Origin of the sequence: Streptomyces sp. NPDC088746 (genome assembly GCF_044751065.1) — a bacterium.
Taxonomy (GTDB): domain Bacteria; phylum Actinomycetota; class Actinomycetes; order Streptomycetales; family Streptomycetaceae; genus Streptomyces.
This window is the reverse complement of the sequence record NZ_JBIVLA010000015.1, coordinates 23,437-45,930: the sequence shown is the minus strand read 5'-3', so window position 1 is coordinate 45,930 and position 22,494 is coordinate 23,437. Positions and strand designations below refer to the sequence as shown.

The 22,494-nt window shown below is 70.6% G+C and carries 17 protein-coding genes, 1 tRNA gene and 1 pseudogene; 5 read left to right on the top strand and 14 right to left on the bottom strand.

Annotated elements, in window-relative coordinates; genetic code table 11:
- Nucleotides 1-83: 83 nt before the first annotated feature.
- The gene (locus tag ACIP63_RS37050; protein WP_401525123.1) at nucleotides 84-752 is read right to left on the bottom strand and encodes a hypothetical protein; all 669 of its coding nucleotides are present in this window, start codon (nucleotides 750-752) and stop codon (nucleotides 84-86) included.
- 47 nt (nucleotides 753-799) lie between these two features.
- Between ACIP63_RS37050 and ACIP63_RS37045 the strand changes: the two genes are divergently transcribed.
- On the top strand, nucleotides 800-988 hold the full coding sequence (locus tag ACIP63_RS37045; protein ID WP_053930948.1) for a DUF5703 family protein: 189 nt from the start codon (nucleotides 800-802) through the stop codon (nucleotides 986-988).
- A 51-nt stretch (nucleotides 989-1,039) separates the two neighbouring features.
- Here the strand turns inward: ACIP63_RS37045 and ACIP63_RS37040 are convergent, their stop codons facing one another.
- From ACIP63_RS37040 to ACIP63_RS37030, 3 genes are all read right to left on the bottom strand, one after another.
- Nucleotides 1,040-1,792, bottom strand: a complete 753-nt coding sequence (locus ACIP63_RS37040) for a chaplin (protein ID WP_401525119.1) — start codon at nucleotides 1,790-1,792, stop codon at nucleotides 1,040-1,042.
- Nucleotides 1,793-1,931: 139 nt separating this feature from the next.
- Entirely contained in the window at nucleotides 1,932-2,165 is a 234-nt protein-coding gene (gene chpH, locus ACIP63_RS37035) for a chaplin ChpH (RefSeq protein ID WP_351283273.1), read from the bottom strand.
- Between the two features lie 146 nt (nucleotides 2,166-2,311).
- The gene (locus ACIP63_RS37030; RefSeq protein ID WP_401525115.1) at nucleotides 2,312-3,646 is read right to left on the bottom strand and encodes a M20/M25/M40 family metallo-hydrolase; all 1,335 of its coding nucleotides are present in this window, start codon (nucleotides 3,644-3,646) and stop codon (nucleotides 2,312-2,314) included.
- A 184-nt stretch (nucleotides 3,647-3,830) separates the two neighbouring features.
- Here ACIP63_RS37030 and ACIP63_RS37025 point away from each other — a divergent pair.
- Nucleotides 3,831-3,918: transfer RNA gene (locus tag ACIP63_RS37025), tRNA-Leu, on the top strand.
- Between the two features lie 46 nt (nucleotides 3,919-3,964).
- Here ACIP63_RS37025 and ACIP63_RS37020 read toward each other — a convergent pair.
- The 3 genes from ACIP63_RS37020 to ACIP63_RS37010 all read right to left on the bottom strand — a co-directional run bounded on the left by ACIP63_RS37020 (nucleotide 3,965) and on the right by ACIP63_RS37010 (nucleotide 8,772).
- Complete coding sequence (locus tag ACIP63_RS37020; protein WP_401525112.1) at nucleotides 3,965-6,517, bottom strand: alpha-L-arabinofuranosidase C-terminal domain-containing protein; 2,553 nt, start codon at nucleotides 6,515-6,517, stop codon at nucleotides 3,965-3,967.
- A gap of 116 nt (nucleotides 6,518-6,633) precedes the next feature.
- Nucleotides 6,634-7,671, bottom strand: coding sequence for a family 43 glycosylhydrolase (locus ACIP63_RS37015; RefSeq protein ID WP_401525109.1), 1,038 nt, complete (start codon nucleotides 7,669-7,671; stop codon nucleotides 6,634-6,636).
- Nucleotides 7,672-7,719: 48 nt separating this feature from the next.
- Entirely contained in the window at nucleotides 7,720-8,772 is a 1,053-nt protein-coding gene (locus ACIP63_RS37010; RefSeq protein WP_401525106.1) for a rhamnogalacturonan acetylesterase, read from the bottom strand.
- Between the two features lie 300 nt (nucleotides 8,773-9,072).
- Here ACIP63_RS37010 and ACIP63_RS37005 point away from each other — a divergent pair.
- Nucleotides 9,073-10,278: pseudogene (locus tag ACIP63_RS37005) on the top strand (immunoglobulin-like domain-containing protein); the annotation flags it as partial.
- Nucleotides 10,279-10,677: 399 nt separating this feature from the next.
- On the opposite strand, the gene ACIP63_RS37000 reads toward ACIP63_RS37005, so the two are convergent.
- The 5 genes from ACIP63_RS37000 to ACIP63_RS36980 all read right to left on the bottom strand — a co-directional run bounded on the left by ACIP63_RS37000 (nucleotide 10,678) and on the right by ACIP63_RS36980 (nucleotide 17,463).
- Nucleotides 10,678-13,137 (bottom strand): CBM35 domain-containing protein, encoded by a 2,460-nt coding sequence (locus ACIP63_RS37000; RefSeq protein WP_401525182.1) that lies wholly within the window; start codon nucleotides 13,135-13,137, stop codon nucleotides 10,678-10,680.
- A 112-nt stretch (nucleotides 13,138-13,249) separates the two neighbouring features.
- Nucleotides 13,250-14,080 carry a carbohydrate ABC transporter permease gene (locus tag ACIP63_RS36995; protein WP_401525103.1) on the bottom strand — a complete coding sequence of 277 codons (831 nt, stop codon included), beginning with the start codon at nucleotides 14,078-14,080 and terminating at the stop codon, nucleotides 13,250-13,252.
- On the bottom strand, nucleotides 14,077-15,003 hold the full coding sequence (locus ACIP63_RS36990) for a carbohydrate ABC transporter permease (RefSeq protein WP_401525100.1): 927 nt from the start codon (nucleotides 15,001-15,003) through the stop codon (nucleotides 14,077-14,079). Before ACIP63_RS36990 ends, ACIP63_RS36995 begins: the two co-directional genes overlap by 4 nt.
- 34 nt (nucleotides 15,004-15,037) lie before the next feature.
- The gene (locus ACIP63_RS36985; RefSeq protein WP_401525098.1) at nucleotides 15,038-16,357 is read right to left on the bottom strand and encodes an ABC transporter substrate-binding protein; all 1,320 of its coding nucleotides are present in this window, start codon (nucleotides 16,355-16,357) and stop codon (nucleotides 15,038-15,040) included.
- Between the two features lie 62 nt (nucleotides 16,358-16,419).
- Entirely contained in the window at nucleotides 16,420-17,463 is a 1,044-nt protein-coding gene (locus ACIP63_RS36980; RefSeq protein ID WP_401525095.1) for a LacI family DNA-binding transcriptional regulator, read from the bottom strand.
- A gap of 103 nt (nucleotides 17,464-17,566) precedes the next feature.
- Between ACIP63_RS36980 and ACIP63_RS36975 the strand changes: the two genes are divergently transcribed.
- Both ACIP63_RS36975 and ACIP63_RS36970 read left to right on the top strand, forming a co-directional pair.
- On the top strand, nucleotides 17,567-19,645 hold the full coding sequence (locus ACIP63_RS36975; RefSeq protein WP_401525092.1) for an alpha-galactosidase: 2,079 nt from the start codon (nucleotides 17,567-17,569) through the stop codon (nucleotides 19,643-19,645).
- A 135-nt stretch (nucleotides 19,646-19,780) separates the two neighbouring features.
- Complete coding sequence (locus tag ACIP63_RS36970) at nucleotides 19,781-20,719, top strand: pseudouridine synthase (protein ID WP_401525090.1); 939 nt, start codon at nucleotides 19,781-19,783, stop codon at nucleotides 20,717-20,719.
- A gap of 12 nt (nucleotides 20,720-20,731) precedes the next feature.
- Here ACIP63_RS36970 and ACIP63_RS36965 read toward each other — a convergent pair whose 3' ends face one another.
- Both ACIP63_RS36965 and ACIP63_RS36960 read right to left on the bottom strand, forming a co-directional pair.
- Nucleotides 20,732-21,361, bottom strand: a complete 630-nt coding sequence (locus ACIP63_RS36965) for an MBL fold metallo-hydrolase (RefSeq protein WP_401525087.1) — start codon at nucleotides 21,359-21,361, stop codon at nucleotides 20,732-20,734.
- Nucleotides 21,361-22,446, bottom strand: coding sequence for an S-(hydroxymethyl)mycothiol dehydrogenase (locus ACIP63_RS36960; protein ID WP_401525084.1), 1,086 nt, complete (start codon nucleotides 22,444-22,446; stop codon nucleotides 21,361-21,363). Before ACIP63_RS36960 ends, ACIP63_RS36965 begins: the two co-directional genes overlap by 1 nt.
- Between the last annotated feature and the right edge of the window lie 48 nt (nucleotides 22,447-22,494).

Below are 22,494 nucleotides of genomic sequence, written 5' to 3'. Positions count from 1 at the left end.
CCCGTCCCCGGGCCCCGGACGCCTCGCGGGACGTCGGACGCCGGCCCCGGTGCGCTGCGCGCCGGGGCCGGCGGACGGTGGGATCAGGCGCGGTCCGGGACGATGTCGTCCAGGTCCCCGTCCAGCTCGTCCTCCTCGTCGAAGACGGAGCTGACGTCGAAGCGGCAGACCACCATCGCGGGATCCGCCTCGTCGAACGGCGCCCCGAGCCACTCCCCCGGCTCGGGAAGCTCCTCCACAGCGGAGACCCAGAGGGTGGAGTCCCCCTCCTCCAGGCCGAACTCCTTGTGCCGGGACGCGATTTCGTCCGACTCGTACTCGCCGAACACCACTCCCAGCGCGGCATGCACACCGGCCCCGGCGGCCGACACGGCGCCGGTGCCCCCGTCCTGTCCGTCCGGATCGAGGTCGGCGAGCCGCTGGGCCTGGGCGAGCAGCCGCGCGGGCTCCGCCACCGCGTAGTCGCGCCTGATCAGCACGCTGACGGCGTGCGGCTCCTCCGGGCCCGCGTAGGGCGGGAGGGAGTCCTCCGCGGCCGGGATCTCGAAGGGGGTGACCTCGTCGTAGCGGTCGTAGAGCAGTTCGTCGTAGACCTCGGCCGCAGCGGCCAGTGCGTTGAACGCGTCGGAGACGGCGGGGTCGTCGTCCCCGGTACGGCGTTCGACTGCCTGGAGGTGGCGGTCGAGCGCGGTTTTGACGGCATCGGCGGCGGCGCGTACCTCGGCAGCGGTGGGCTGCGCAGCATCAGACATAGGACAGACGCTATCCGTACCGGGGGTCTGCCCGCACAATAGATGCGATGCCGGAATACGAATTCATCGACGTGTACGTGCCGCGCGGGGTGTCCCGCAAGGAGGCGGCCCGCCTGCTGACCGACCATGCCGAGTACGGGCACTGGGAGTTGGACCGGCTGACGCTGCGCCGTGACGGCAGCCGCCGGGTGCGGCTGCGCCGCCGCATCATCCGCCAGCTCCGGCCCACCTGGTAGGACGGAGCGGGCCCCGCGTGGGCGGAACCCGCTCGTCGGACCGCTGTCGCGCTACCGCTGTGCGGCGCCGCGCGAACGCCGGTACAGGACCGTGCCCGCACCTGCCAGGAGCATGCCCGCGCTCGCCGGGATGAGCAGGTCGAGCCCGCCCCCGCCGGTGTGCGCGAGCTGCTCGCCCGTCACCAGCTGGGTCTCGGGGGCCGGAGGGGCGTCCGGCGTGACCGGCTTCTCCGGGGTGTGCGGCGTCTGCGGCACGACGGGAGGCGGGACCGTCTCCGTGTCGTTCTCGCAGTCGTTGCCGAAGACCGGGTTGAGCAGCCCGCCGACGGTGACGCTGTTGCCGCAGAGGTTCAGCGGGATCTCCACCGGTGCCTGCACCTGGTTGCCGGAGAGGATCCCGGGGGACCCCTTCGTCTCCGCCTGGGCCGAGGTGCCGGAGGCACGGTGCCTGCCCGTCCCCGCCCCGCTGCCGCCCGCCTCTTCGTGCCCGGACGCCCGGCTCCCGGAGCCGTGACCGGACGAGGCACCGCCGTCGGAGCTGTGCGCGTGGCCGGACTCAGACGTTCCGTTTCCGCAGTCGTTTCCGCTCGTGGGGTTGAGCAGACCGCCGACGTCCACGGAGTTTCCGCATACGTTGACGGGTACATCGATCGGGACCTGGATCGAGTTCCCCGAGAGCACTCCCGGTGAACCCGACGCGGCGCCGGCCGCTCCCGCGTCGGCGTGCGCGTAACCGCCGCCGAGCGCGAGCACTCCGCCCGCCGCTGCCATGGTGATCAGGCCTTTACGTGTGACCTGTCGCATAGGTTGTCTTCCTGCCTTCTGCCTACCGAAATGCCCCGGGCACAGCCGCGCCGGGGGCCGAATGCCCAGCGGCCCCGGGGTGCATGGCGCGCACCCCGAGGCCGACCGGACTCAAACCCTTACGGGTTGACGCGCATCGTCACGCGTTGACGCAGGTGTTGCCGAAGGCGGGGTTCAGCAGCCCGATCACGTTGATCGTGTTGCCGCACACGTTCACCGGAACGTGGACCGGCACCTGGACGACGTTGCCCGAGAGCACGCCGGGGCTGCCGATGGCGGCACCCTGGGCACCGGCGTCGGCGGAAGCCATGCCCGCACCAGCGAGCACGAGACCACCGGTAGCAGCCGCGATTGCGACGACCTTCTTGATCATTATTCCTCCTGATTGACAAGTGCGGTCCCAGCCGCGGACCGCATCACTTGTAACGAGGAGGGGGTGAGGGGGCTACGAGCGCGGGGCGCCTTTCACCCTTTCCGGTGAGGTGCGTACAGGCAGGCGAATTCGGTCGTCCGACGGGCTCAGGAGTGGTCGATGAACCGGTCGAGCACCCGGGCGCCGAACTTCAGGCCGTCCACCGGCACCCGCTCGTCCACCCCGTGGAACATGCCCGCGAAGTCCAGCTCCGGCGGCAGCTTCAGGGGGGCGAAGCCGAAGCAGCGGATGCCGAGGTCGTCGAAGGACTTCGCGTCGGTGCCGCCGGACAGCATGTAGGGCACGGCACGGGCGATCGGGTCCTCGGCCTTGAGGGCGAGCTGGATCGCGTCCACCAGGGACCCGTCGAAGCTCGTCTCCAGCGCCTTGTCGCCGTGCACGTCCTCACGCCTGACCCGGGGCCCGAGGATCCGGTCGAGGTCGGCCAGGAACTCCTCCTCGTACCCGGGCAGGAAGCGCCCGTCCACGTGCGCGGTGGCCTGGCCGGGGATCACGTTCACCTTGTAGCCGGCGCCGAGCATGGTGGGGGCGGCGGAGTTCTGCAGGGTGGCGCCGACCATCTTGGCGATCCCGCCGAGCTTGGCGAGCGTCGCCTCCATGTCCTCCGGGTCGAGCGGGGTGCCCAGCGCGTCGGACAGCTCGTCGAGGAAGGACCGCACGGTCTTGGTCACCCGGACCGGCCACTTGTGCCGGCCCAGCCGGCCGACGGCCTCGCAGAGCTCGGTGATGGCGTTGTCGTTGTTGGTCATGGAGCCGTGACCGGCGGTGCCGTCCACGGTGAGCCGCATCCAGTGCATGCCCTTCTGCGCCGTCTCCACCAGATAGAGGCGAAGGTTCTCGTTGACGGTGAAGGAGAAGCCGCCGACCTCACCGATCGCCTCGGTGACGCCGTCGAAGAGGTCCCGGTGGTTGTCGACGAGGTGGCGCGCCCCGTACGTGCCGCCCGCCTCCTCGTCGGCCAGGAAGGCCAGCACGATGTCGCGCGGGGGCTTGCGGCCGCTGCGCATGCGGTCGCGGACGACCGCGAGGGTCATCGCGTCCATGTCCTTCATGTCGACCGCGCCGCGTCCCCACACACAGCCGTCCGCGATCTCGCCGGAGAACGGGTCGTGCGTCCAGTCCGCCGCGTTGGCCGGCACGACGTCGGTGTGTCCGTGGATCAGCAGCGCCGGCCTGGAGGGGTCCTCGCCCTCGATCCGGGCCACGGTGGAGGCACGGCCCTTGTGGGACTCGAAGATCTTCGGCTCCAGCCCGACCTCGGCGAGCTTCTCGGCGACGTACTCGGCGGCGGCCCGTTCTCCGGGGCCGGAGTGGTCGCCGTAATTGCTGGTGTCGATCCGGATCAGGTCACGACAGAGGTCCACGACCTCATTCTCGGCGGTCTCGCCGATGCCGGCCCGGGCCGTGTTGGTCTCGCTCACGCTGCTTCCTTCCACTGTCGCGGTGGTGCTCCCCCTCATCCTCGCGCGCCCGGCCCCGCCTGCCCAAGACCGCCCGGCCCCCGTCATGCGCCTTTCACATGGCAGGGGCGTGATCGAGCACCCTCGAATGTTTGCTATGGTTTTCCACGTCGGAACGGGCCAGGGCCCGCGAGACAGACACCTTGTCCGGGTGGCGGAATGGCAGACGCGCTAGCTTGAGGTGCTAGTGCCCTTTATCGGGCGTGGGGGTTCAAGTCCCCCCTCGGACACCAGCGGAAAACCCCCAGGTCATCCTGGGGGTTTTCGCTTTTCCCGGCCCTACTCCCTGATGCGCAGGAAGGTCACGGAATGTGCCGGGAAGGTGTGGCTGAGTACGCGTCCGTCCACCCGCAGGGTCGATTTCCGTGGAGCCACCTGCCGGTCGTCGGCGGTGTTCACCGCGTCCGGGGCGGCCTGGAGCGTGGTGACCCGGGCGGTCCGTGAGGCCGGCTCCGCCCCCAGGTCGATCCGGGTCCTGGCATCCGATGCCTGGGCGTTGACCACCTTGACCACGAGCTCGCCGGTGGCGTCGTCGCGGGTGACCACCTGCCGGAAGGGTTCGGCGGGCTTGTCGTCGGTGAAGGTGCCCCACTGCTCGCCGTCGAGATAGAGGGTGACCTGCCGGCCGCGCACCTGGACGCGGATGTCGTACGCACGCCCCGTCTCGATCGTGGTGGTGTCCTCGGTCATCGTCTGTTTGGCGCCGTCGACCGCCTTCTCCACGGCGGAGCGGGTGTTGCCCCAGCCGCCGAGGTTCCACCAGTAGGTGTTCCCGGTGTCCTTGACCCCGAAGGCGACGAGGAAGCCCTCCTTGCCGGACTTCTTGGTGGCCCTGACCTTCATGTCGTAGTTCTGCCAGCCGGTGTCCCCCGCCGTGACCAGGGTGTCCTCGGCGCTCTCGTCGGACTGGACGTACGCCCCGTCCTGGACGGCCCAGGAGCCACGTCCGGCGGCCTTCGTCCACTGCGCGTCGCCGCCGGAGAAGTCGTCGCCCAGCAGCGGGGTGCCGTCCTCCGCGGTGACCTCGACGTCGTCGTACGCGGCGCTGGTGGCCCAGGTCGACAGGCCGACGGCGCCGGTGATCGGTTCCGTGGTGGCGGGTGTCGAGGAGGCGGTGCTCGGTACGACACGGTCGCCGACGTTGTTCATGAAGAGCTTCTGCACCTCGTAGTTGGCCGACCCCCATGACTTCTCGTTGTCGAACCAGATCATGTCGGGCCGCCACTGGGAGTCGTTCGTGTCGGCGAGCAGCGGGGCGTAGGAGGCGAGTTCCACGACGTCGGCGTTGCGTTCCAGGCCCGTCATGTAGGCAGCCTCGGCCAGGGCGTTGGAGAACCGGTTGTCGAGGGAGGCGTACTCACCGAGGAACACCTTCGGGCCCCGGCGGTCGTAGGCGTCGTAACGCGCGTTGTTCTCGAGGAACCACTGCGGGTTGTTGTAGTAGTGCTCGTCGACCATGGCGACGTCCGCGTCCCGGTTGAGCTGCCAGGCCCGGTCGAAGGTGGCGCCGCTGTCGTCGGGGCCGGAGTTGCTGATCACGGTGATGTCGGGGTACCTGGCCTCGATCGCCTCACGGAACTCGGTGAAGCGGGCGAAGAACTCGTCGGGGAGGTTCTCCTCGTTGCCGACCTCCAGGTGGGTGAGGCCGAACGGCGCGGGGTGGCCCATGGCGGCACGCTTGGCGCCCCAGGTGGAGCGCGCCGGGCCGTTGGCGAACTCGATCAGGTCGAGGGTGTCCTGGATGTGCCGTTCCAGCAGTTCGGGGTCGTCGGTCGCCTTGTTCTGCCCGCATCCGGTGACGAGGGCGGGCACGACGGGCAGGGCCATCGCCCCGATGTCCTCGGCGAACTGGAAGTACTCGTAGTACCCCAGGCCGTACGTCTGGTTGTAGCCCCAGAAGTTGGCGTTGACCGGACGCTGCTCGACCGGGCCGATGGTCTCCTTCCACTGGTAGGAGCGCTTGCGCTCCCAGCCGGGCGCTTCGTAGGCCTCGTGGCTGCCGGTGTTGACGAGGCAGCCTCCGGGGAAGCGCAGGAAGCCCGGGTCCAGCGCGGCGGTCTTCTCAGCGAGGTCCTTGCGCAGGCCGTTCGCCCTGCCCTTGTAGGTGGCGCGGGGGAAGAGCGAGATCATGTCGAGCCGTACGGTTCCGCTGCCGCCGGCCGTGACGGTGAGCCGGCCGTCCGCCGCGGAGGTGCGGGCGGTGAGGGTTCCGGTGTACTTGGTCCAGCGGTCGCCGCGGGCCGTGACGCGCAGGGGCGAGGCGAGGGCGGCGCCGTCCGCCGTGGCCGCCCCGACGGTCAGGGAGGTGCCCTCGGGGCGGTCGGTGCGGGCCCAGACGGAGAAGTCGTAGCGCTCGCCCTTGCGCAGGGTCAGGCCCTGGTTGTAGCCGGAGTTGGCGACTCCGAAGCCGGCCCCGCGGCCTCCCGCGCCGTCCAGGTCGAGACGGAGATAGCGCCGGTTGCGTTCGCCCAGCCGCCCGCTGTCGTCCACGGTCGTGGCGGTTCCCGTGCCGCCCGCGGCCGAGGTCTCGCTCCACGCGGTCATGGGCGAGTACGCGGCGTTGTCGGCGCGGTCGTACTCGAAGGAACGGTTCTGGACGAGTTCGGCGTAGAGACCGCCGTCCGCCGCGTGGTTGATGTCCTCGTAGAAGACTCCGTACATCGACTCGCTGATGGCCGGGCCGGTGCGGTCGGGGTGGAGGGTGAGGGAGTAGTCGGTCGCCTCCGCCCGGGACGGACCGTCGTCGGCGCGGGTGGGTGCTGCCACCAGCGTGCCGAGCAGGAGGGCGATGACCGGGACGGTGAGTCTCGGCCACAGGTGCGGGTGCGGCATGGACGCTCCAGGGATCATTGTTCGAGATATCGGACATTGACCAGAACTTCGAACGCAAGATAGGCAGGGCGCTGCGGTGGGTCAACGCCTCTGCCCGAACTGGCCGGGACGCGCCCTCACGAGCGCACGGGGACCCCGAAGTCCGGAGTGCCGTCCGCACGCCAGCCGAACGGCTGGACGCGGGTGTGACGGTTGGGGTCGTGCAGCGGATCGCCGGTGATCTCCTTGTACGGCCGGGCGTGGTAGACGAGCACGTCCGTGCGGCCGTCCTCGGCGACGGTGAAGGAGTTGTGGCCGGGGCCGTACTGCCCCGATTCCTCGCTGCTGGCGAAGACGGGTTCCGGAGACTTGACCCAGGAACCGGGGTCCATCAGGTCGCTCCGGGCGTCGGCGGTGAGCATGCCCATGCAGTAGTTGGCGTCCGTCGCGCTCGCGGAGTACGTCATGAAGACTCGGCCGTTCCGCTTGATGACCGCCGGCCCCTCGTTGACCTTGAAGCCGGCACATTCCCAGTCGTACTCGGGTGTGCTGAGCCGGATCTGAGGCCCTGTCAGCGTCCAGGGGTCGGCCATCCGTGAGAGGAAGAGCCCCGTGTTGTTGTCCAGTCCTGGCTCGTACTGGGCCCAGGCGAGGTAGCGGTCGCCGCGATGCGTGAAGGTGTGCGCATCGAGGGAGAAGGTGTCCCAGGCCGTGGTGAGCTGCCCCTTCTCGGCCCATGTGCCGCTGAACGGGTCGGGGTTCGCGTTCTCCAGCACCCAGATCCGGATCTTCCATACGTCGTCGGCCGGGGCAGCGGCGAAGTAGATGTACCACGTACCACCGATGCGGTGGAGTTCCGGGGCCCAGATGTGGGCGGCCATGTCCCCGGTGGTGTGCCTGGCCCAGATCACCGCCTCCCTGGCGGCGCTCAGGCCGCGCAGGGTGCGGGAGGAGCGCAGGATGATCCGGTCGTACTCGGGGGCGCTGGCCGTGAAGTAGTAGCGGCCGTCGGTGTGCCGCGTGATGTGCGGGTCGGCGCGCTGCTCGACCAGCGGATTGCGGTACGGGGCCCGCGCCTCCGCGGCGTGGGCGACGCCGGGTACGGCGGTGAGGGCCCCTGCGACCAGGGCTCCCCTCAGCATGGTCCTGCGGCTGGGCACTTCGGCTTCACTCATGGGTATCGCCTTTCGACAGGGGAGTTCGGCGTGGGCGTGGAGCGGGATTCACCGGACCGTGCGCGCCGGGACGAGCTTCTGCGCCCGCAGTTCACCGACGACGAGCGCGGCGTACTCGGTGGCACCGCGCGCCGAGGTGTGGGTGTTGTCGCGCTTCTCGTCGTAGAGGTAGAGCGCCTTGGACCCCTCGGGGCCGAGCTCCTCGACCCGGGACCTGGTGAGGGCGGTGAGGTCGACGAGCGGGGTGCCCTGCTCGGCGGCGAGCGAGCGCACCTCGGCGGGCAGATCGACGCCCAGGCCGTTGACCAGCAGCGCGGTGCCGTTGTCGAGGGTGCCGTCGGCGTTGAACCAGCGGCGGACGATCGGAGTGACGAGCACGGGGCGTCCGCCCTCGGCCCGTACGCCCTCGATCATCGCGGTGAGGTTGGCGCGGTAGGTCTCGCGGTCGGTCTGCTTGTCGTTGTGGGCCAGCTGGATGAGCACGAGGTCGCCGTGGCGGATGCGGGCCCGGAGGGCCGGGAAGAGTGCGGGGTTGTCCCGGAAGGTCTGGGAACTCTCGCCGGAGTCGGCGTAGTTGGCGACGGACAGCCGGTCGGTGAGGTACTGCGGGAGCTGCTGGCCCCAGCCGGAGTAGGGATCACCAGGCTGGTCGCAGACGGTGGAGTCGCCGGCGAGCAGGATCTGGGGCACCCGGGCGCGCTCCACGTGCAGCGAGGCGAGCTGCGGGGCGGCGCCGCCGAAGGTGAGGTCGAGCCCCGGGCTGCCGGTGGCGCCGGTGGGTTCGCCCTCGGGGTCGCGCACGTCCACGGTGAACGTGCGACGGACCGTCTCACCGGGGGCGTTCGGGGTCTCGGCGAGCACGGATCTGCGGGACTCCGCGGTGACCGCCGTGGAGCCGGCCTCCGCACCACCCCCGAGGACGGCCCGGACACGGTAGGTGCCGGGTGCGACGTCGAAGTGGCAGACGACGGGGGCGGCACCGGTGCAGCGGTCCCGCCCGGCCGCGGCGCGGTCCTCGGCTCCGGCGGGAGCAGCCGCCAGGGTGGTCAGGGCCGCGGCGGCGGTGCAGGCGGCCAGCAGTACGGATCCAGCTCGGCGCATGGCGGGTCTCCTGGGTTGAATGGATTCAGCGGGGCCAGACCATACGCGGTCGCGCAAGCGCTTTCTACCGTGCGAACGGCTTTCTCCGCACCCCTTGACGAGGTTCACCAGCAGCCCTAACGTCGGTCCGATTTCACGAACGCAGTCCGATATTTCGAACACGTCGTCGGGAGAGTCATGCGTCCGCACCTCACCGGAAGAGCCTTCGGCTCTCTGCTGCCCCTGCTGTCCCTCGTCGTCGGCCTGCTCGCGTTCCCCGGTGGAACGGCTCAGGCAGGGCCCGCCCCGACGGGCGGCCGGGCCGCCACCGCGCGGGCCGCCGCCTCGCTCGCGGTCCACGGGCTCGGCGACGTACGCGGCAATCTGACGCTGCCCGCCGCCGGCGCCCACGGCACCTCCGTCACCTGGAGGTCCCACAAGCCCCGCGTCATCGACGCGACGGGCCTCGTGCACCGCCCGGAGCCCGGCGCGGGGCCGGAGCGGGTGAAGCTCACCGCGGTCGTCACACGCGGGAGGGCCGCCACGCGCCGCACCTTCACCGCATCGGTGCCCGAACTGCCCCGGAAGCAGGCGTACACCGGTTACGCCATGAGCTACTTCACCGGCGAGGGCACCGCCGACGGCGAGCAGATACGCATGTCGCTCAGCCGGGGAGACGACGCGCTGCACTGGCAGGAACTGAACGGCGGCGAGCCGGTGCTCACCTCGGATCTCGGGACCGGGGGGCTCCGCGACCCGTTCATCATCCGTTCCCCGGAGGGCGACACGTTCTACCAGATCGCCACCGACCTCCGGATGTACGGCGGCAGCGGCGGCAGCTGGGACCAGGTGCAGCGCACCGGCAGCAGGTCGGTCATGGTCTGGGAGTCCAAGGACCTGGTGAACTGGACGGACCGGCGGCTGGTCGAGGTGGCGCCGGAGACCGCGGGCAACACCTGGGCACCGGAGGCCTATTACGACGAGGAGCTCGGCTCGTACGTCGTCTTCTGGGCCTCCAAGATCTACTCGGCGGACGACCCGGAACACACCGGCAGCACGTACAACAAGATGATGTACGCGACGACACGCGACTTCCGCACCTTCAGCGAACCCGCCGTATGGCACGACCCCGGGTACTCGGTGATCGACTCGACGGTGGTCCGGCACGACGGCAGCTACTACAGGTTCACCAAGGACGAGCGGAACCCCTCGTCGGACACCCCGTGCTCCAAGTTCATCACGGTGGAGAAGTCGCAGGACCTCACATCCCCCTCGTACGACTTCGTCGCCGACTGCGTCGGCAAGGGCTCGGTCGACCGCGGCGAGGGCCCGGCGGTCTTCCGGTCCGGCACCGAGGAGAAGTGGTATCTCCTCATCGACGAATTCGGCGGCCGGGGCTACGTGCCCTTCGAGACCGACGACCTCGACTCCGGGAAGTGGACGATGTCGACGGAGTACGAGCTCCCGCCGGGCGCCCGGCACGGGACGGTCCTCCCGGTCACGCAGGAGGAGTACGAGCGGCTCCTCGGCTCCTGACGGCGAGGCGGAGCGCGCCGTCAGCAGCCCGCCCACCCCGCTGGCGGCATCGCTCCCGGTCCCAGAAGGGGGGCGGGGCACGCCGGCCCGGTCCTTGGGCCCGGCTTTCCCTCGCCCGCTGCCGATACGGCCGCCCAGCCGCCGAGAACGAAGACCCCCACGGCGGAGACGGCCGTACCGGCCCGGTACAGCCGGCCCCGGGAGCGCCGCCGTCGCTCCCCGGCCGTCCCCCGCTCGACGCGTGCGAGTATCCGTGCCCGGTCGGGCCGGTGCGCGCGGGCCGCGCTCCGCAGCATCCTGCGCAGATCGTCGTCTCTCATCAGGTCCTCTCGGAGACCGGGCGCCGCCCCGCAGCACACGGTGGCGCGGCACCCGGGAGGGTGCACCGGGTCAGCCGCGGACCGGTGCGAGCTGGATACGGTCCAGGTTCGGGGCCCAGGCCGACGCGTTGCCGAAGGTGACGGTGTTGGCGCCCTTCCTCAGTTCGACCGGGACGCCCAGGGTCCAGAAGTCGTCCCAGCTCCAGGTGTTCTTGAAGGTGACCTTCTGGGTCCGGCCCCCGACGGTGACGTCCGCCGTGCGGGCCATGATGTCGGTGTTGTACGCGTGTCCGTTGTCGCGCCGGTCGTTGTGTCCGTACCGCACGACCAGGACGTAGGCGCCGGCGCGCGGCGCGTCGACGTTGAACACCGCCTTGCTCGCGTCGCTGTTCCCCAGCCACCCGATGTAACTGCCCTCGGAGGCATGCGCAGCGGCCACCAGCCGGGCCCCGCCGGACAGCTCGGCCTCCGTGCCCGCGTAGCTCAGGACGCCGGAATCCGAACCGGAGCCCGTCACGTCCAGGGAGCGCAGCGCGGCCTGCCCCGTCGCGGTGACGCGGTTGTTGCCCGCGACGAGATAGAGCTTCAGCGCCCTGCCCGGGTGTGCGGTGACCGTCTCGCCGTGCAGGGCGAGCCTCACGGGGGCCGAGGCGCGCGGGACCACCGTGTAGTAGCCGTCCCGCGGCGCGTACACGTCGAAGACGGCTTCCGCCCCCCGCCCGAGGACCAGCGCGCCCGTGCCGGTGCCGGCCGAGCTCCGGTAGTCGTACGCCACCCTGCCCGACACGTCGGCCAGGGTGGCCTCGTACGCGGTGGACGGGGTGGTGTGCGCCGTCAGGTCGATGCGGTCGAGCGTCGCCTCCCCGGTGTCGTGGGCGAGGGTGAGCGTGTGGGAGCCGGCGGTGAGCTCGACCGTGAGGTCCTTCTTCGCCCGGTACAGCCAGTTCTCGGTCGACGGGTAGGTCACCACGGCCGGTGTACCGCCGTCCACGGACAGGAGTTGGGTGGACGGGCTGCCGCTCTGGTTGCCGTACAGGACGGAGAGGTCGTAGGTGCCCGTCGCCGGGACCGAGACACGGAACTGGACCTTGCTCTGCGCCGAGTCGAGGGATCCGACGTCCTTCGTGCCCGATGCCGCGTAGCCGTTGGCGTCGGACACCGTGCCCTGGGTGCGGACCTGGCCCCCCGTGATCACGGCGTCCTCGGCCTCGTAGGAGGCGGTGAACGGCACGGTGGCCTCGGCCGGTGTGCCCGAGCCTGCCGGGGTCAGCACCACGCGGTAGGCGGACATCCTGTCCATGCCCGTGACGGGCACGGTGACGCTGCCGTCGCGGGCGACCTTCAGCTCGGTCCGTGACAGGACGCGCGGGGTGGCGTGGCCGCCCTCGTAACCGGACCAGGCGGCTTCGGCCACGGTCGCGGTGACGTGCCGGCCGCAGACGTCCGGGTGGACATGGCGCACGGCCACGTCCGCGTCACCCGACGCTCCGCCGAGCAGGACCTGCGCCTGGCGGCGGGAGCGGTCGAGGGACGCGAGGCCCTGGAGGGTGTCGACGGTGTGCGGCCGGGGCGGCGTGACCTTCACGGTCCTGCCGGAGAGACCCGCGTACCAGCGGAAGAACCACCAGCCGCCGTTGGGGATGTTGGTGTGCACCACGTTGCCGTCGAGGTTGCCCGCGGCGTCCCAGTAGGCCTGGTCGGCGTAGACCTTGTTGCGCTCGAACATCGAGACCCACTGGACCAGCTGGCCGGGGACGGAGAGGTCGCGGCGGTTGGCGTACTCGTTGATGTTGATGGCGAGCGGCTCGATGCCGAGCCGCTTCTCGGTCGCCCGGTAGGTGTCGTAGTGGTCCTGGAAGTCCCGCAGCGAACCGGAGCCGAGCTCGTGCCAGGTCATGACCTCGGGCAGGACGTTCTCCTCCTTGGCGAAGGCGAGGAAGTCCGTCAGCAGCCGGGGGTGGTACGCCGACTCGTTGGGGCCGGCGATCCGGGCGTCCGGGTCGGTGGCGCGGATGCGCTCGTACACCGTCTTCCAGTCCTTGAAGAACCGGTCGCGGTTGACCTCGTACGTCGCCTGGTCCTCGACGCCCAGCTCGTACCAGATCCAGTCGGGTTCGTTGAACGGGACGTAGACGAAGTGCTCGCTGTTCGGGGCGGCTTCGACGTCCTCGGCGATCCCGTCGACCTTGGTGAGGTAGTCGTCGATGCCCAGGTCCTCGTAGGGCCACTTGGCGTAGATGTCCTGCATCATGACGAGGACGTCGCCGCCGCCGTTGCGGAAGAAGGACTTCGAGACCGTGATCGCGTCACCGTTGGGGTGCTGCGCGCCGCTCTCGGCCTTCTGCGAGATGGTGGATATCTTCAGCGGTTCGAGGACGGCGTCACTCGGCACCCCGTCGTCGCTCAGCCCGTAGAGGGCGCCGTTGGCGCCGTGCATGACCGGCCCCTCGGAGGCGGCGAGGTCGACGGAGAGGGTCTGTGCGGCGGGCGCGGCCGCGGCGGGCGCGGCGGCGGGCGGTCCGGTGATCATGGCTGTCGCTCCCAGGAGGGCCGCCGCGGCGGCGGTGGTCACCCGGAGTCTGCTCCTGCCGGGCGTACGGGGTGTGCGGGCTGTGCTCACGTGGACCTCCGGTCGGTGGGCGTCACTTGACGGCTCCGCTGGTGATTCCGGACACGATCTTTCGCTGGGCCACCAGGAACACGGCGACCATGGGCAGGCTCATCAGCACCACGTAGGCGAAGACGAGATGCCAGTTGTCGAGGTAGAGCTGGGCGCTGGCGACCTGGTAGAGGTTGATCGGCAGGGTCGCCACGTCTCCGCCGCCGAGGACGAAGAAGGCGTAGAAGACGTCGCTCCAGGCGTAGAGCATCACCATGATCGTCGCGGTGGCGATGACGGGCCTGAGCAGCGGCAGCACGATCCGCAGGAAGACGCGCAGCGGTTTCGCGCCGTCCACCCGGGCGGCTTCCTCCAGCTCGGCCGGGATGGTGCGGATGAACCCGGTCATGAAGAAGATCGACGTGGACAGGTACATCCCGGTGTAGACGGCGATCATGCCGGGCCGGGTGTTGGCCAGCCCGAACTGCCGCAGTTCCATGACGACGGTGATGACCGCGGGCGGCAGCAGGAGGCCGCTGATGGTCAGTGCGTACGCCGCCGACACGAGCCGGGAGGTGCGCCGGGCGAAGACCCAGGCGGCTCCGGCGCCGAGGATCAGCACGAGGACCACTGACGGGACGACCACCAGCAGTGAGTTGAGCATGCCTCGGAGCATCTCCCCCTGGCCGACCGCGTCCGCGTAGTTGTCGGACGGCTGCCAGTGCCCGGGGGCCCGGAGGTTGGGGTCGGCGGCCTCACCCTGGGGCTTGGCCGAGGTGACCAGGACCAGCCACAGCGGTACGCCGACGGTGAGGGCCGCGAGGGACAGGACGAGGGCGGGGCGGCCCAGTCTCCACAGGAGGGAGGGGTTCACAGCAGCTGCTCCCTTCGGCGCAGTCCGACGATCAGGGGGATCGCGACGGCGACGACGATCAGGAAGAGGACGAGGCTCATCGCGGAGGCCTGTGCGTACAGGCCCTGTCCGAAGACCCGGAACATGTAGATGTTGAAGACCTCCGTGGACGCGGCGGGGCCTCCACCCGTGGTGGCCTGCACGATGTCGAAGGTGTTCATCGAACCGATGAGCGCGGTGGTCGCGTTGAAGGTGACGGCGGGCGCGAGCATCGGCCAGCGCACGGACCGGAAGGTCCGCCAGGGGCCGGCGCCGTCGATCTTCGCGGCCTCCAGCATCTCGCCCGGGATCCCCTTGAGCCCGGCCAGATAGATGAGCATCGACAGGCCCATCCACTTCCAGCCGTGGATGAGGGATACCAGGACGAGGGTCCAGTCGGTGGAGCCGAGCCAGGGGATGTCCGTGCCCAGTGCGGAGTTGACCGCGCCGTCCTGGTCGAGCAGCGCCTGGAACACGTAGCCGACGGCGAGGGCCGAGATGAGCACGGGCAGGAAGAAGACGGCGCGGAAGCACCGGTTGAACCGGGTGTCCGCTTCGAGGAGCAGCGCGAGGCCGAGCCCGAGGCCGTTCTGGAAGAGGGCGGCCAGCGCCGCGTAGAGGAGAGTCGTCCTGATGGCCCGCACCAGGGATCCGTCGGCGGCTATCGTCCGGAAGTTGTCGAGCCCCGCGAAGGAGATGTCCGCGTGGTACGAGGACCAGTCGGTGAACGGGTAGTAGAAGTTGAGCAGGTTCGGCACCAGGAAGAAGGCGGCGAAGACCACGACGGCCGGCAGCGCGAACCACCAGGGGTGGTGGACGGCGGCGCGCGGCACCCGTCCCGCCTTCTTGTGACTGTTACGGGCGGTTCCTGCCGCCTGTGTGCTGCGTACGGCTGTGTCGGCCACGGCTGGGGATTCCTTCGCTCTCGGCGGCGCGGGATCAGAAGCCGGGCGCGCCCTGGGCCTTGGCCACCTGCGCGAACTGGTCCTGGATCGCCTGGGCCACCTGCTGCGGGGTCTTCTTGCCGTAGATCATGTCGGCGAGGTACAGATGCGTGTCCGGCGCGACGATCGCCTTGGCCTGGAAGACGCCGTTCGCCGTGGGCAGTGCCTCTATCTGGGCCTTCGAGGTGTCCGGGAGCCCTTCGGGCGAGGGCACCGAGGGCTGCACGGAGGGAATCTTCATCGCCTTGATGTAGGAGGCGTAGTCCGTGTCGAGCCAGAAGGCCAGGAACTGCCGGGAAGCGTTCTGCCGCTTCTCGTCACCGGTCCTGAAGGCGACGACACCGTTCGTCTGGTCCGGCGAGTACATCCCTTCCCCGGTGGACCGGGAGACCGGGAACCAGCCCAGCTTCCCGTTGATCTCCTCGGTGCTGTACTTCGCCTGCAGCTGGGACTGGAAGGAGGTGACGTTGAGGACCATGCCGGTCTCGCCCTTCCACAGGGCGTCGGCGGAGCCGGTGAAGGTGCCCGTCCGGTAGTTCTTCTGGGCCAGTCCGGCGTCGAGCAGCTTCTCCTTGTACGTGGTGACCGCCTCGACGACGACGGGGTCGGTCCACTTCTCCTTGTTCCGGTTGAGGCCGGACCACCACTGGTTCCCGAGGTCGGTGAGCTGGACCTGCATCTGCCACTGCAGGGGCCACTTGTCGCCGCCGGCCTCGTAGAAGGCGGCCGCGTCCGTCCGGTCCTTGATCCGGTGGCCGAGGGCGAGCAGGTCGGCGTAGCTCTGCGGGAGCTGCTCCTCGGTGATGCCGGCCTTCCTGAAGACGTCCTTGTTGTAGTAGACGCCGAGCATGGCGGGGCTGGTGACGATCGCGGCGTAGCGCTTGCCGTCGAGGACACCGAGGGACTTCTCGGTGTCACCGAGCTTGTCCACCCAGGGTTCGCCGTCGAGGGTCAGCAGATTCTGCTGGGGCTGGACGAACGGCAGTGTGGAGACGGACGGCTGCCAGAACATCAGGTCCGGCTTGTCTCCCGAGGCGAGCTTCGTCGGCACGTTCTGTTCGTAGAGGTCGGGGACGGCCTGGGTGTCGATCTCGGCGCCGGTGGCCTTCTCGAAGGCGTCGACCACCTGGGCGGGGGCGTTGACCGTGTTCTGGGCGGTCCACATGGTCAGCTTCACCCCGTCGAGCTTCGCCGTGGGGTCGACGGCCGTGCCGGAAGCGGCGCCCGTCCCGCCGTTCACACCGGGGTCGCTGCACGCGGTCGCGGTCAGGGCGGTGGCACATATCAGCACCAGGGCCGGGAGGACTCTCTTCATGGGGGCTGTGCTCATCAGGGCTCTGCCTCACTGCGTCGAACGAGTGGGTCGTCGTGGGCGGGTCACTGCTTTCCGGTGGCCGGCGGGGGTCCCGAGCTCTCCCTGACCATCAGCTCCGGCACGGCGACCGGGCGCGGCACGACCGGAGCGGATTCCTCGACCGCCCGGTGCAGGAGTCCGAAGGCGGCACGTCCGAGACCGGTGAAGTCGAGCCGTACGGAGGTGAGTGACGGGGTCAGATAGGCGGAGTGGGGCGCGTCGTCGAATCCGGCGACGCTCACCTCGCCGGGGAGGTCCCGGCCCGCCTCGTGCAGGGCGCGGATGACCCCGGTCGCGAGGTCGTCGTTGCCGCAGAGGATCGCGGTGACCGAGGGGTCGGCGGCCAGCTTCCGGCCCGCCGCATAGCCCCCCGCCGGGCCCCAGTTGCCCTGCAGCGGCCGTGGCTGGGGTGCGCCCGCCTCGCGCAGCGCGGAACGCCAGCCGGCCGTCCGGGGCGCCGTGCGGGTGGTGCTCGACGGAATGGCGACGTAGTGCACCGTCCGGTGGCCGAGCGAGAGCAGATGGGACGTGGCTTCGTGGGCCGCGGCCCGGTCGTCGGTCCATACCCAGGGGCTCTCGGCTGCGGGCGGACGCCCCGGGGTCTCGACCACGCCGACGAACGGGAGCCCGGCGGGCACCGAGCCCAGCGCCAGCACTCCGGCCGGATCGTACGCGATGACGATGAGCCCGCCGCCGGCGTCCGCGGCCTGCTGCACCTGGGCGCGCACGGCTGCCTCGTCCGATGCCTCCAGCACGCCGATGCCCACGGCGTACGCGGCCGAGCGGGCCGCTTCCTCGACACCCTGAAGGATCTTCGCGTAACCGTATTCGGTGGTGTTCGCGGTGAGCACCGTGACGGACCTGGTCCGGCCGCTGGCCAGCGCGTGCGCGGTGGCGCTGCGCCGGAACCCCAGCTCCTCGATGGCCGCGAGCACGCGCTCCCTGGTGGCCTGCCTGACGCTCGGGTGCTCGTTGATCACGCGGGAAACGGTCTGGTACGAGACGTTCGCCGCGGCGGCGACATCCCTGATGCTCGCCGTTCTCCTTGTGTGACCGGTCACTTTCATGCCAGGATTGTGACCGGTCACACAAGGCTCGTCAAGAGACCGTAACGGCAGATTCACCCAGGGGACGCAGACCGCCGTCAGGCGGATCCGGGAGGAGTTCACGTTGACCGGTGAGGCAGCCAACAGCGCCGCGGACGAATTCACTTGGGGCCATTCGGGCCTTTCCGTCCACTTCGCCACCGCGGCCGACGGAACGCTGAGGATCACTCACCTGGCCGGCCCGGGCGACCTCGGGGCTCCGTCGGGCGCACCGCTTCCTCTCGTCGACATCACGGCGCTCGGTCACGGCAGCGGCTGGTCCGGGCCCCGGTTCGTCGACTCGGCGCTCGGCGGGCGGCTGCGCTACCGCTCGCACCGGACCGGCCGCGAGGGCGACCAGCACCGGCTCCACATCGAACTCCACGACCCGGCGAGCGGACTGACCGCCGAGGTCGGCTACTCCACCCCGGACGGGGTCCCCGTCGTACGCTCCCGCGTCCGCCTGCGCAACGACGGCCCCGCTCCCCTGGTCATCCAGTCCGTCTCGAGTCTCCTCCTCGGTGGTCTCCCTTCCCCCGACGTCCTGGACGTCCACCGGGCGCGCAACGACTGGCTGGCCGAGTGCCGCTGGTCGGTCGAGCCGCTGCGCGCGCATCTCGCCGATATCGGACGGGGTGTCCACGAGCACGAGAGCCGCGCCTGCCTGGCGGTGAGCAGCAGGGGGAGCTGGCCCACCGACGGCCACCTGGCCATGGGCGCTCTGCGGGACCGCACGGACGGCAGGACCTGGCTGTGGCAGATCGAGTCGGCCGCCGCGTGGCGCTGGGACACGGGCGAGTGGGGTGACGGCTCCTGGCTCGCGATCGGCGGGCCGACCGACGCGGACCATCAATGGCGCGAACACCTGCTGCCGGGAGGGGAGTTCAGCACCGAACCTGCGGCGCTCGCCCTCGGGGGCGGTTTCGAGGAGGCGCTGGCCGCGCTGACCGCGTACCGCCGGGCGGTCCGTCGGCCGCATCGCGACCTCACCGCCCTGCCCGTCGTGTTCAACGACTACATGAACACGCTGATGGGGGACCCGACCACCGCGAAGCTGCTGCCTCTGATCGACGCCGCCGCAGAGGTCGGAGCCGAGTACTTCTGCATCGACTCCGGCTGGTACGACGACGACGCGGAGGGCTGGTGGGACAGTGTCGGTGCCTGGCTGCCTTCGGCCCGGCGATTCCCGGACGGCGGGATACGCCGCGTCATCGACCACATCCGGGGGCGCGGCATGGTGGCGGGGCTCTGGCTGGAGCCCGAGGTCGTGGGCGTACGGAGCCCGGTCGCCGCGGCCCTGCCCGACGAAGCGTTCGTACGCCGGGACGGCATACGGGTCACCGAGCACGGCCGCCACCAGCTGGATCTGCGTCATCCGGCTGCCCGCGCGCACCTGGACGCGGCCGTGGGCCGCATCGTCGGCGAGTGGGGAGTGGGCTATCTCAAGCTCGACTACAACATCACCGTCTCCCCCGGCGGCCCCCTGCTCGGTCATGCGCGCGCGTGGCTCGGCTGGCTGCGGTCGGTGCTCGACCTGTATCCCGGCCTGGTGATCGAGAACTGCGCCTCGGGCGGGATGCGGATGGACGGCGCCTCGCTCGCCGTGGCCCAGCTCCAGTCCACCAGCGACCAGCAGGACCCGCTGCGCTATCCGCCGATCGCCGCCGCCGCGCCCACCGCCGTCCCTCCGGAGCAGGGCGCGGTCTGGGCCTACCCGCAGCCGGGCTACACGGACGACGAGATCACGTTCACCCTGGGGGGTGCGCTGCTGGGCAGGATTCACCTCTCGGGGCACCTGGACCACATGTCCGAGCGGCAGCTGACGCTCGTGCGCGAGGCGCTGGACACCTACAAGGCGCTGCGCCACGAGCTGCCCCGGGCCGTTCCGTGGTGGCCGCTGGGTCTGCCCGGCTGGACGGACGAGTGGCTGGCGCTGGGGATGCGGGGGCGGGGTGTGACGTATCTGTCGGTGTGGCGCAGGGCCGGCGGGAGGGAACGCCTGCTCCCGGTTTCTCATCTGGCCGGACTGGTCGTGACGGCGGAGATCCTGCACCCCTCGGCTCCGGCGGGCAGGGTGGAATGGCGGCCGGATGGTGCGGAACTGCTGGTGGAGGTGGACGGCGACCGTCCCGCGTGCCTGCTCGTGCGTCTCACCGCGGGCTGAGTCGGGGATGATGGTGCCCTGGGGTGGAAGGCGGACGCCGGCCCCGGGAGAGCCCGCCATCGAGAAGGATCCGGCAGTGACCATCGTGTCGATCAGCAGCCCCCTCCGCGTGCCCGCGCGCCTCCGTAGCGGCCGATGAGGGGACGCGGGAAGCCGCCCGCCGCCCCGCTCCCCCAGCGGGCCGGGATCGACCCGGTGCGGGTGAGACTGCCGGAGGACCCCGCCGGTGCCTGGGAGAGCGTCCGGGACCATCTGATGGACCGGTTCGCGCGGGCGATCGGGGCCCGGCGGGTGGACGCCATGCTCGCCGAGGGGCTGTTCGTCGGGGCCGACGGCGGTGCGGTGGGGGGTGACGAGCCGTACACGGCGGGCCGGTTCCTCTGGTTCCACCGGGATTTCGCACCTGAGGAGCCGGTGCCGTTCCCGGTCGGTGTGGTGTACCGGGACGAGCACCTCGTGATCGCGGACAAGCCGCACTTCCTCGCGACGACCCCGCGCGGCCGGCATGTCACCGAGACCCTGGTCGCACGGCTGCGCAGGGAGCTGGACCTGCCGGAGCTCCAGCCCGCACACCGGCTGGACCGCCTGACGGCGGGCCTGGTGCTCTGTGTCGTACGGGCCGGAGACCGGGGCGCGTACCAGACGCTGTTCCGGGACCGGCTGGTGCGCAAGGAGTACGAGGCGGTGGCTCCGTACGATCCGGAGCTCACGCTCCCGCGCACCGTGCGGAGCCTGATCGTGAAGGAGCGCGGGGTCATCGCCGCGCGCGAGGAGCCGGGGACCGCGAACAGCGAGAGCCGGATCGAACTCGTCGAGCACCGGGGCGCCTTCGGCCGCTACCGGCTGGTGCCGGCGACCGGCCGCACCCATCAGCTGCGGGTCCATATGAACGCGCTGGGGCTGCCGTTGGTGAACGATCCGGTCTATCCGGTGGTGGAGCCCGAGCCGGAGCACACGGACTACGGGCGGCCGTTGCAACTGCTCGCGAGGGTCCTGGAGTTCACCGACCCGGTCACGGGTGAGCCGCACCGCTTCGAGAGCGGGCTGCGGCTCTCCGCGTGGCCGGACCGGTGAGCCCCGCCACGCTCAGTGGCCGCGGTTGATCCAGTCCTCCAGCTGCGGGGCCTCCGCGCCGATGGTCGTGGAGTCCCCGTGCCCCGTGCGGACCTCGGTCTCCGGGGGGAGGGCGAGAAGCCGGTCCCGGATCGAGTCGATGATCGTCGGGAAGTGCGAGAAGGACCGCCCCGTGGCGCCGGGACCGCCCTGGAAGAGGGTGTCGCCGGTGAAGACGGTGCCCAGCTCCGGGGCGTACAGGCAGACCGCTCCCGGGGCGTGGCCCGGGGTGTGCAGGACCGTCAGCCGCACTCCGGCGACCTCCAGCTCCTGGCCGTCGGCCAGTTCGGCGTCGGGGGCCCGGTGGGGGTGGGTCTGATTCCAGAGCGGCAGGTCGTCGGGGTGCAACAGGACCGGCGCGCCGGTCGCGTCGGCGAGGGCGGGGGCCGCGTCGACGTGGTCGTTGTGCGCGTGGGTGCAGATGATCGCGCGCAGCGTACGGCCGCCGAGTGCCGCCTCGATCGCGGCGGCGTCGTGCGCCGCGTCGATGACGACGGCCTCGGTGTCGTCGCCGACGATCCAGACGTTGTTGTCGACGTCCCACTCGCCGCCGTCGAGGGCGAAGGTGCCGGAGGTGACCAGATGGTCGATGCGTGCGGCCATCAGAGGACCACCACCGAGCGCAGGACGTCACCGTCGTGCATCCGGGCGAAGGCCTGCTCGATCTCGCCGAGCTGGATGGTCTCGGTGACGAAGGCGCCCAGGTCCAGGCGTCCCTGCTGGTGCAGGTCGATGAGCATCGGGAAGTCACGTGAGGGCAGGCAGTCGCCGTACCAGGAGGACTTGAGCGAACCGCCGCGGCCGAACACGTCGAGGAGCGGGAGTTCGAGCTGCATCTCGGGCGTGGGCACTCCGACGAGGACGACGGTGCCCGCGAGGTCACGGGCGTAGAAGGCCTGCTTGTACGTCTCCGGGCGGCCGACCGCCTCGATGACGACGTCGGCGCCGTTGCCGCCGGTCAGTGCGCGGATGGCCTCGACGGGGTCGTCGGAGCGGGAGTTGACGGTGTGGGTGGCGCCCATCTTCTTCGCCGTCTCCAGCTTGCGGTCGTCGATGTCGACCGCGATGATCCTGGCCGCTCCCGCGAGGCGGGCACCGGCGATCGCGGCGTCGCCGACGCCGCCGCAGCCGATGACGGCGACGGAGTCGCCGCGGCCGACCTGGCCGGTGTTGATGGCGGCGCCGATGCCCGCCATGACTCCGCAGCCCAGCAGACCGGCGACCGCCGGGGAGACCTCGGGGTCGACCTTGGTGCACTGGCCGGCGGCGACGAGGGTCTTCTCCGCGAAGGCGCCGATGCCGAGAGCCGGGGAGAGCTCGGTGCCGTCCAGGAGGGTCATCTTCTGCTTGGCGTTGTGGGTGTCGAAGCAGTACCAGGGGCGGCCGCGCAGACAGGCACGGCACTGGCCGCACACCGCGCGCCAGTTGAGGACGACGAAGTCACCCGGTTCGACGTCCGTGACGCCGTCACCGACGGACTCCACGACACCCGCGGCCTCGTGGCCGAGCAGGAAGGGGAAGTCGTCGTTGATGCCGCCCTGCTTGTAGTGCAGGTCGGTGTGGCAGACACCGCATGCCTGGATCTTGACCACGGCCTCGCCGGGGCCGGGGTCCGGGACCAGGATCGTCTCGACGCGCACCGGCTCGTTCTTCCCCGGTGCGATGACCCCTTGTACCTGCTGCGCCATGCCGTGGTCTCCCATCCCGACTGCCCCGTCATTCCGAAGATCGAACCC